Raw genomic sequence first — 9,162 nt, forward strand, 5'->3', positions numbered from 1 at the left:
GTCCGCCGGACCGGGAATGCCGGACGCGGGCCGGGTGGTTGGCTGTCTGGTGGTGATGTGTGCCCGGGACGGGGCAGCGCACACCGGACAGCGGGCGGCCCGTGCGCGGGCCGCCGAGACGGGCCGCACAGAGGAGGCTTCAGCCAGGTGATCCAGCACCCCGTCCGTTCGGTACGCCGTGCCCAGCCCGCCGCGCCCGCGCGGGGCCGGCTCCAGTCGCTCGTCCCGGGCCGCCGCCGCCCGCGCCGGATAGCGATGCTGAGTGTCCACACCTCGCCGCTGCACCAGCCCGGCACGGGGGACGCCGGCGGGATGAACGTCTACATCGTCGAGCTGGCCAAGCGCCTGGCCGCGCTCAACATCGAGGTCGAGGTGTTCACCCGGGCGATCTGCTCGGACGACGCCCCCACCGTCGAGCTGGCCCCCGGCGTGCTGGTCCGGCACGTCACCGCCGGCCCGTACGAGGGCCTGCTGAAGGAGGACCTGCCCGCCCAGCTGTGCGCCTTCACCCACGGGGTGCTGCGGACGGAGGCGGGCCACCGCCCCGGCCACTACGACCTGGTGCACTCGCACTACTGGCTCTCCGGGCAGGTCGGCTGGCTGGCCGCGCAGCGCTGGGGGGTGCCGCTGGTGCACACCATGCACACCATGGCGAAGGTGAAGAACGCCGCGCTGGCCGAGGGTGACACGCCCGAGCCCGCGGCCCGGGTGATCGGCGAGACCCAGGTGGTCGAGGCGGCCGACCGGCTGATCGCCAACACCACCGAGGAGGCCGCCGAGCTGGCGCTGCACTACGCTGCCCGGCCGGACCAGCTGGCCGTCGTCCACCCCGGCGTCAACCTGGACGTCTTCCGCCCCGGCGGGGCGTCGGCGCGGGCCGCCGCCCGGGCCCGGCTGGGCCTGCCGCAGGACGCCGCGGTGCTGCTCTTCGCGGGCCGGATCCAGCCGCTGAAGGCCCCGGACGTGCTGCTGCGGGCGGTCGCCGAGCTGCTGGCGCGCCGCCCGGGGCTGCGCGAGCACCTGCTGGTGCCGGTGGTCGGCGGTCCGTCCGGCACCGGACTGGCCCGGCCGGAGAGCCTGCACAAGCTCGCCGCCCAGCTGGGCATCGGCGACGTGGTGCGGTTCCATCCGCCGGTCGGCCAGGCCGAGCTCGCGCAGTGGTACCACGCGGCGACGGCGCTGGTGATGCCCTCGTACAGCGAGTCCTTCGGGCTGGTCGCTCTGGAGGCGCAGGCCTGCGGCACCCCGGTGGTGGCGGCCTCGGTCGGCGGCCTGCCGGTCGCGGTGCGGGACGGCGAGACGGGCACGCTGGTGCACGGCCACGACCCGGCGGCCTGGGCGCACGCGCTGGAGCCGTACGTCACCGACCGGGGCCTGGTCGCCCGGCGCGGCGCGGCGGCGGCCCGGCACGCGGCCGGCTTCGGCTGGGACACCGCCGCGGCCGGCACCGCCGAGGTGTACGCCGGAAGCCTGGCCCGCCCGGCCGGCCGCTTGGCCGCCGCCCGGCGGCGGCTGGCCTGACCGCGGCCGGACCACGAGCCGACTGCGGCCCGACTGCGGCGGCCGGGGGCACGCACCGCTGGTGCGCGCCCCCGGTACCGCCGAGTAACGTCACCCCCATGGCAATCCGCACCAAGGACGAGGCCCTGACCCTCCTGCGCACCGCCCTGGACGACGCCGGAGCGGCCTGGGAGCCCGCCGCCACCGACCCGTACACGCTGGTGGTGGCGCTCCCGGGCACCCGCAAGCTGAGCACCGCCTGCGCGCTGCGGGTCGGCGACCACACCCTGTCGGTGAACGCCTTCGTGATCCGCCGACCGGACGAGAACCACGAGGCCGTCTACCGCTGGCTGCTGGAGCGCAACACCCGGCTGTACGGCGTCGCGTACGCGATCGACCCGCTCGGCGATGTCTACCTGGCCGGCCGCCTGCCCCTGGAGGCGCTCACCCCGGACGCCGTGGACCGGCTGCTCGGGACGGTGCTGGAGAACGCCGACGAGCCGTTCAACACCCTGCTGGAGCTGGGCTTCGCCTCGGCGATCCGGCGCGAGTGGGAGTGGCGGACCAAGCGCGGGGAGTCCACCCGCAACCTGGCCGCCTTCGCCCACCTGGCCGCCCCGGCGGCCGACTGACCCGGTAGCGGGGCCGACGCCCTCAGATGCCCGCCGGAGCCTTCTTCTCCGCGGCGGGCTCCGTCACCTCGGTCACCGTCACCTCCGTCACCTCCGTCACCTCGGTCACCGCGACCTCCGTCACCGCGACATCCGGCACCGCCCCGGCGCGGCCCGCCGTCGCGTCCGTGCGCCGCCCGAGCACCACGTGCCCGGCCGCCGCGACCGTGCCGCAGACCCCGCACACGATCCAGAGCACCGCGGAGCCGGCGTGCTGCAGCAGCAGACCGCCGATCGCCGGGCCGAGGAACGAGGCGAGCGACCAGGAGAGCGAGTAGACGCCCTGGTAGCGGCCGCGCGCGTGGGTCGGCGCCAGTTCGGCGACCAGTCCCATGATGGTCGGCGCGTTCAGGACCTCGCCGACCGTCCAGACCGCCACCGAGAGGGCGAACAGCCACGCGGACGACCCGGCCAGCGCCGCCAGCCCGAAGCCCCAGCCCGTGATCAGGCAGCTGGCTATCAGCATGGCGGTCCGGGAGCGGGCCTCCATCCACCGGGTGAGCGGGATCTGGAGCACCACGATCAGCAGCCCGTTCAGGCCGATGACCAGCCCGTACTCGGTGGAGCTGATGCCCGCGGCACCCATGTCGACGGCCAGGGTGGTGCTGCCCTGCTGGAGGATCAGGGCGAGCAGCAGGTTGAGCCCGACGACGGCCATGAACCGCCCGTCCCGGAACACCGCGCCGAGGCCGACCGTCGGCTCGTCCGTCCCCTTCCCGTGCTGCGGCGAGTCCTGCGGCTTGGTCTCGGGGATCCGGATGAAGATCACCACCGCGCACACCAGCGTGGAGAGCGCGTCGAGCAGGAAGAGCGTGAGGTAGCCGTGGGTGGCGATCAGGCCGGCCACGGCGGCGGAGAGGCCGAAGCCGATGTTGATCGCCCAGTAGTTCAGCGAGTACGCGCGGACCCGGTCCTCGGCCGGGACGAGGTCGGCGATGATCGCCGAGGTCGCGGGCCGGGTGGCGTTGTTGCAGAGGCCGACCAGGAAGGCCACCGTGGCGATCGCCACCTGGCCGTCCGTGAAGCCGAGTACGGCGGTGAACAGTGCGGTGCCGAGCTGGGCGGCGACCAGGGTCGGGCGCCGGCCGATCCGGTCGGTCAGCACGCCGGCGCCGATCGCGGCGACGGCCGAGCCGAGGCCGTAGAGGGAGGCCACCAGGCCCGCGTAGGAGGCCGAGTACCCCCGGTTGGTGGTCAGGTAGAGCGCGAGGAAGGTGAGCACGAAAGCGCCCAGCTTGTTCACCAGCGTGCTCACCCAGAGCCACCAGAACTCCCGTGGCAGCCCGCCCACCGTCTCCTGTATCAGCCTTCGGATCCGGGGGTTGGTGATCAGGGCGACGGGCATGTGGGGGGCTCCCGGGGCAGGCGTCCGCCGAGCGGCACGGGCAGGTCCGGTCAGCCGACGTATGTAAGTGTCAGATAGGCGGTGCACACATTACACATCTGCCGTAGGTCCGGACCAGCGCTTTTCCTGCCTCCATTAAGCTGGGGGCCATGGCTGACACGACGTACCGACTCATCCTGCTCCGCCACGGCGAGAGCCAGTGGAACCAGAAGAACCTGTTCACCGGTTGGGTCGACGTCGACCTCAACGAGAAGGGCGAGAAGGAGGCCGCGCGCGGTGGCGAGCTCCTGGCCGCCGAGGGCCTGTTCCCGGACGTGCTGCACACCTCGCTGCTCCGCCGTGCGATCCGCACCTCGCAGATCGCCCTGGACAGGGCCGACCGCCACTGGATCCCGGTCAGCCGCAGCTGGCGCCTGAACGAGCGACACTACGGTGCGCTCCAGGGCAAGGACAAGGCCCAGACCCTGGCCGAGTTCGGCGAGGAGCAGTTCCAGCTGTGGCGCCGCTCGTACGACACCCCGCCGCCGGTGCTGGCCGATGACGCCGAGTACTCGCAGGCCGGTGACGCCCGCTACGCGGACATCCCGAGCGAGCTGCGTCCGCGCACCGAGTGCCTGAAGGACGTCGTCGACCGGATGCTCCCGTACTGGTACGACGCCATCGTCCCGGACCTCGCCGCCGGCAAGACCGTCCTGGTCACCGCCCACGGCAACAGCCTGCGCGCGCTGGTCAAGCACCTCGACGGCATCTCCGACGAGGCCATCGCGGGCCTGAACATCCCGACCGGCATCCCGCTCGTGTACGAGCTCGACGCCGACTTCAAGCCCGTCACCAAGGGCGGCCGCTACCTCGACGCCGACGCCGCCGCCGCGGCCATCGAGGCGGTCAAGAACCAGGGCAAGAAGTAACCCGCCTGGCGAAACGGCCCCGCCTCCCGGTTCGCCGGGGGCGGGGCCTTCGTCGTTCAACCGGCCTGTGCGGAAGTCGAGTTGAGTCCGGATTCGGCGGCCGGATCCGGGCTCGTCCCAATAGTGGTTCAGACCATTGACGGGTGGCGGAGTCCGCTCCTACGGTGAGGGCGCCGGACTGCCGCAGGCATGCCAAGGATCTCCCCGTCCCGGCCGCCGCACCCCCAGCGCGCGCGTCTGCGTCCCGGCGCACTCTCCATCCACCCCCACGGAGGAGCATCATGCGCACACGTCACATCGTCGGGGTGGTGGTCGCCGCCCTCGCGGTGCCGCTCACCCTCGCCGTCCCGGCGCAGTCCCACGGGTACATCTCGACGCCGCCCAGCAGGGCCGCGCTCTGCGGAGCGGGCGGGGTGTCGTGGGACTGCGGCGACATCCAGTGGGAGCCGCAGAGCGTCGAGGGCCCCAAGGGCTTCCCGAACGCCGGGCCCGCCGACGGCACCATCTGCGCCGGCGGCAACTCCCGCTTCGCCGAGCTGGACGACCCGCACGGCGGTGCCTGGCCGACCACCGCGGTGACGGCGGGGCAGCAGCTCACCTTCACCTGGACGTTCACCGCCCGGCACGCGACCACCGACTTCCGCTACTACCTGACCAAGCCGGGCTACGACGCGAGCCAGCCGGTCACCCGGGACAGCCTGGACCTGACGCCCTTCCTGATCGCCCCGTACGGCGGGAAGCAGGTGCCCAGCACGCTCAGCCACACCGCGACCGTCCCGAGCGGGCGCACCGGCCACCAGGTCGTGGTCGCGGTCTGGACGATCGCCGACACCGGGAACGCCTTCTACTCCTGCACCGACGTCCAGTTCTGACGCCCGGGGCGGCACGGTGACGCCGTGCCGCGGACGCGAGGCACCAGGACGCGCAACGAGGTGCACGGCCGACGGAAGGCCGTGCACCTCGGGAACTCCTCGGCGGCGGACCGCTCAGTGGCCGCCGCAGCAGCCGCCGTCCGCGCCGCCGCACTGGCAGGGCGCGCCGGACTGGCAGCCGCAGCCGCAGCCGGGGCCGCAGCCGCAGCCGGCCGCGAGGACGGGCAGGAGCTTCGGGGTGGGCGGCTCGACGGTTTCGTGGGCGCGTGCCGGTCGGGTGGGGTTGGCCTTCATCGAGCTGTTCCCTCCTAGTGACGGGCACAGTCCTGTGCCCCCAACGTCGAGTGAAGCCGCCGATCGGAGGGAGCGTCAACAGGCGCGCAGTGGTGGGATGTACGGGGCGTCGTGCGCCCCCACCACCCCTGTCGCAGGTTTACTCACCCCGCGGGGGGAGCGGCCGCCCCTTGAAGCCCCGAGCCCGATCCCCGAGCCTGAGCCCGTGCCCCGATATACCGAGCCCCGAGACACCGAGCCCCGAGGCGGCCGCACCGCACCCGCACGAGGTCACTCCGCCGCCGCGGCCTCCGAGGCGGCCACGAACTCGGCCACGTGCTCGCCCGTCACCAGGTACACCACGCGCTTGGCGACCGACACCGCGTGGTCCGCGAAGCGCTCGTAGTAGCGGCCGACCAGGGTGATGTCGACGGCGGTCTCGATGCCGTGGTGCCAGCGGTCGTCGATCAGGTGCGACAGCAGCTCGCGGTGCAGGGAGTCGATGGCGTCGTCGTCCTGCTCCAGCTCCAGGGCCTTGTCGACGTCCTTGGTGGCGATCACCAGGCCGGTCTTGGCCACCAGGCGCTGGGCGAGCTGGCCCATCTCCAGGACGGTGGAGTGCAGGTCGCCGGGCACGGCGGAGTCGGGGTAGCGCATCCGCGCGACCTTGGCGACGTGCCGGGCGAGGTCGCCGCAGCGCTCCAGGTCGGAGCTCATCCGCAGCGAGGTGACGACGATGCGCAGGTCGGTGGCGACCGGCTGCTGGCGGGCGAGCAGGTCGATCGCGCGGTTCTCCAGCTCGTGGTGGAGGTCGTTGATCTTCTCGTCGGCGGCGATCACGCTCTCCGCCAGCGCCAGGTCCGCGTCCAGGAGTGCGGTGGTGGCCCGGCCCAGGGCCGAGCCGACCAGTCGGGCCATCTCGACCAGGCTGTCGCCGATCGCATCGAGTTCCTCGTGGTACGCGTCGCGCATGCTCTCTCCTCAGTAGCTGTGTCGGTGGCGGTGCCGACCGGCCGGCCCGTCCGACGATCGTCTTGTCGTCCGGGTGACCGCTGCTGGTGGCGCGAATCGTACGCGCACACCTGAGGCGACGGCCGGTGGTTCGGCCCGCCGCCCACTCCCACACGGGCTGCATGGCCAACTCTGGGCCGTCCGGGCGACGATGCACGGCCGGTGTGGTGAATCAGCAGCCACGTGAAGGTGAATTCTCGGCAACGCGTGGCCGATGCCTTGATCGGGCCCTTGGGGAGTGGCCTGGCCGTGCGCTTACGCTGGCCACATGGACGTGAACGTGGCCGCCGCCGCTGCCTGCGCCATAGCCGGGCTCGGCGTCGGCCTCACGGCCTCCATCGCCTTCCGTTGGAGCGAGCGCGAGCAGGCCAGGGGCAGGTACGGCGGCACCAGCAGCAGACACCACAGTCGGCACCAGGGCCTGGGCGCCGGCACCCCGGAGCCCCCGCTGCCGCCGGGGGTGGACACCGTCCTCTCCGTCCTCCGCTCCTGCGCGATCGTGCTGGGCGAGGGCGACGAGGTGGTCAAGGCCAGCTCCGCGGCGTACGCGATGGGACTGGTGCGCGGCGGCGCGGTCGCCGTGGACCAGATGCTCTCGCTGGCGCGCGCCACCCGCCGGGACGGCGAGATCCGCCAGGTCGAGTTGGAGGTGCCCCGCCCTGGCGTGGCCCGTGCGGGCGAGCCGCTCGCGGTCTCCGTCCGGGTCGCCCCGCTGGGCTCCCGGCTGGTGCTGGTGCTGGTCGAGGACCAGACCGAGCGCCGCCGGGTGGAGGCGGTCCGCCGGGACTTCGTGGCCAACGTCAGCCACGAGCTGAAGACCCCGGTGGGTGCCCTGTCGCTGCTCTCCGAGGCGGTCGCCGACGCGTCCGACGACCCGGAGGCGGTGCAGCGCTTCGCCGGCCGGATGCAGATCGAGGCAACCAGGCTGGCCAGCCTGGTCCAGGAGATCATCGACCTCTCCCGGGTGCAGGACGACCGGCTGATGGTGGACCCGGAGCCCGTCGCGGTGGACGAGCTGATCGCCGAGGCGATCGACCGCTGCCGCCAGCAGGCCGCCGCCAAGCAGATCCTGATCACGGCCGGCGGCATCGCCGGGCTCTACCTGCACGGCAACCGCGGCCAGCTCGCCGCGGCGCTCGGCAACCTGGTCGAGAACGCCGTCAACTACAGTCCTCCCCGTACCCGGGTGGCGATCGCCACCCGCCGGATCTCCAGCGCCGCGGCGCTCGGGGAGGCGGACGGCGAGCTGATCGAGATCTCGGTCACCGACCAGGGCATCGGCATCTCGGAGAAGGACCGCGAGCGCGTCTTCGAGCGCTTCTACCGGGTCGATCCGGCCCGCTCCCGGGCGACCGGCGGAACCGGCCTCGGCCTGTCCATCGTCAAGCACGTCGCCGCCTCGCACGGCGGCACGGTCTCGGTGTGGAGCGTCGAGGGCCAGGGTTCGACCTTCACCATCCGCCTGCCCGCCGGGCAGGCGCCCGAGGCCGAGGACGGCGACGACCTCGACGACACCGGCGACCTCGGCACCCGCGGTGCCACCGGCGGCCGTGGCGCCGCCGCCGCGCCCACCAGAACCCTCACCACGGACCGGACGGCCACCACAGGCCGCACGGACCGTCCGCTCCCCACGGGGGAGCGGGAACACCCCCTGTCAGACGCAACCCCCCAGCTTGCCCCGGAGGCCTGATCGTGACCCGAGTACTGGTGGTCGAGGACGAGGAGTCGTTCAGCGACGCCCTGTCGTACATGCTCCGCAAGGAGGGCTTCGAGGTGGCCGTCGCCGCCACCGGCCCCGACGCCCTGGAGCAGTTCGAGCGCAACGGCGCCGACCTCGTCCTGCTCGACCTGATGCTGCCGGGCCTGCCGGGCACCGAGGTCTGCCGTCAGCTGCGGGTGCGCTCCAACGTGCCGGTGATCATGGTCACCGCCAAGGACAGCGAGATCGACAAGGTGGTCGGTCTGGAAATAGGTGCGGACGACTACGTCACCAAGCCCTACTCCACCCGTGAGCTGGTCGCCCGGATCCGGGCGGTGCTGCGCCGCCGCGGCGAGGACGGCGGTGCCGGCGAGAACGGCGGCGGCCCGGGCGCCCTGGAGGCGGGCCCGGTCCGGATGGACGTCGACCGGCACGTGGTGACCGTGGACGGCGCCAAGGTCGACCTCCCGCTGAAGGAGTTCGACCTGCTGGAGATGCTGCTGCGCAACGCGGGCCGGGTGCTCACCCGCATGCAGCTGATCGACCGGGTGTGGGGCGCGGACTACGTCGGCGACACCAAGACCCTGGACGTCCACGTGAAGCGCCTGCGGGCCAAGATCGAGCCGGACCCGGGCGCCCCGCGCTACCTGGTCACGGTCCGCGGCCTGGGCTACAAGTTCGAGCCGTAAACCGCGGGCGCGGACAGACGCGGAAGGCCCCCGCCGGCAGTTGCCGGAGGGGGCCTTCGCGTTGGTGTCCGGCGGGGGCGGGGGGGGCCCCCAGAAAACGGGGGGGGGGGCGGGGGGGGACGAAGGGCGAAGGGGGCAAAAGGGGGGGGAAGGGGGGGGAACCCCAGAGCGTTCCTGGGATCGCCCCACCCTCC

Annotated in this window: 9 protein-coding genes; 6 read left to right on the plus strand and 3 right to left on the minus strand. The window is 73.1% G+C overall.

The genetic code is table 11. The features are described 5' to 3' along the window. The first annotated feature begins 150 nt into the window (after positions 1-150). Together mshA and AC07BF_RS34210 are read left to right on the plus strand one after the other, a co-directional pair. Positions 151-1,521, plus strand: a complete 1,371-nt coding sequence (gene mshA, locus AC07BF_RS34205; RefSeq protein WP_400809995.1) for a D-inositol-3-phosphate glycosyltransferase — start codon at positions 151-153, stop codon at positions 1,519-1,521. Between the two features lie 98 nt (positions 1,522-1,619). Next, on the plus strand, positions 1,620-2,132 hold the full coding sequence (locus tag AC07BF_RS34210; RefSeq protein ID WP_363617725.1) for a type III secretion system chaperone family protein: 513 nt from the start codon (positions 1,620-1,622) through the stop codon (positions 2,130-2,132). A 22-nt stretch (positions 2,133-2,154) separates the two neighbouring features. On the opposite strand, the gene AC07BF_RS34215 is transcribed toward AC07BF_RS34210, so the two are convergent. Beyond that, positions 2,155-3,516, minus strand: coding sequence for an MDR family MFS transporter (locus AC07BF_RS34215; protein WP_478334378.1), 1,362 nt, complete (start codon positions 3,514-3,516; stop codon positions 2,155-2,157). Positions 3,517-3,665: 149 nt separating this feature from the next. Here AC07BF_RS34215 and AC07BF_RS34220 point away from each other — a divergent pair, with 149 nt between their 5' ends. Both AC07BF_RS34220 and AC07BF_RS34225 read left to right on the plus strand, forming a co-directional pair. Beyond that, a complete protein-coding gene (locus AC07BF_RS34220) occupies positions 3,666-4,424 on the plus strand; it encodes a phosphoglyceromutase (RefSeq protein WP_363582356.1) in 759 nt (252 codons plus the stop codon). Positions 4,425-4,705: 281 nt separating this feature from the next. Continuing rightward, the gene (locus tag AC07BF_RS34225) at positions 4,706-5,296 is read left to right on the plus strand and encodes a lytic polysaccharide monooxygenase (protein WP_478334379.1); all 591 of its coding nucleotides are present in this window, start codon (positions 4,706-4,708) and stop codon (positions 5,294-5,296) included. Positions 5,297-5,410: 114 nt separating this feature from the next. Here the strand turns inward: AC07BF_RS34225 and AC07BF_RS34230 are convergent, their stop codons facing one another. Continuing rightward, positions 5,411-5,590, minus strand: coding sequence for a hypothetical protein (locus AC07BF_RS34230; protein ID WP_063348791.1), 180 nt, complete (start codon positions 5,588-5,590; stop codon positions 5,411-5,413). A gap of 270 nt (positions 5,591-5,860) precedes the next feature. After that, entirely contained in the window at positions 5,861-6,541 is a 681-nt protein-coding gene (phoU, locus tag AC07BF_RS34235) for a phosphate signaling complex protein PhoU (protein ID WP_350878362.1), read from the minus strand. 307 nt (positions 6,542-6,848) lie between these two features. Here phoU and AC07BF_RS34240 point away from each other — a divergent pair, with 307 nt between their 5' ends. Together AC07BF_RS34240 and phoP are read left to right on the plus strand one after the other, a co-directional pair. Next, positions 6,849-8,270 (plus strand): sensor histidine kinase, encoded by a 1,422-nt coding sequence (locus AC07BF_RS34240; protein WP_478334380.1) that lies wholly within the window; start codon positions 6,849-6,851, stop codon positions 8,268-8,270. 2 nt (positions 8,271-8,272) lie between these two features. Next, positions 8,273-8,968: a two-component system response regulator PhoP gene (gene phoP / locus AC07BF_RS34245; protein ID WP_030061050.1), complete on the plus strand. Its 696-nt coding sequence runs from the start codon at positions 8,273-8,275 to the stop codon at positions 8,966-8,968. Positions 8,969-9,162: the final 194 nt, after the last annotated feature.

It is taken from the genome of Kitasatospora sp. NPDC043950, from assembly GCF_056435345.1.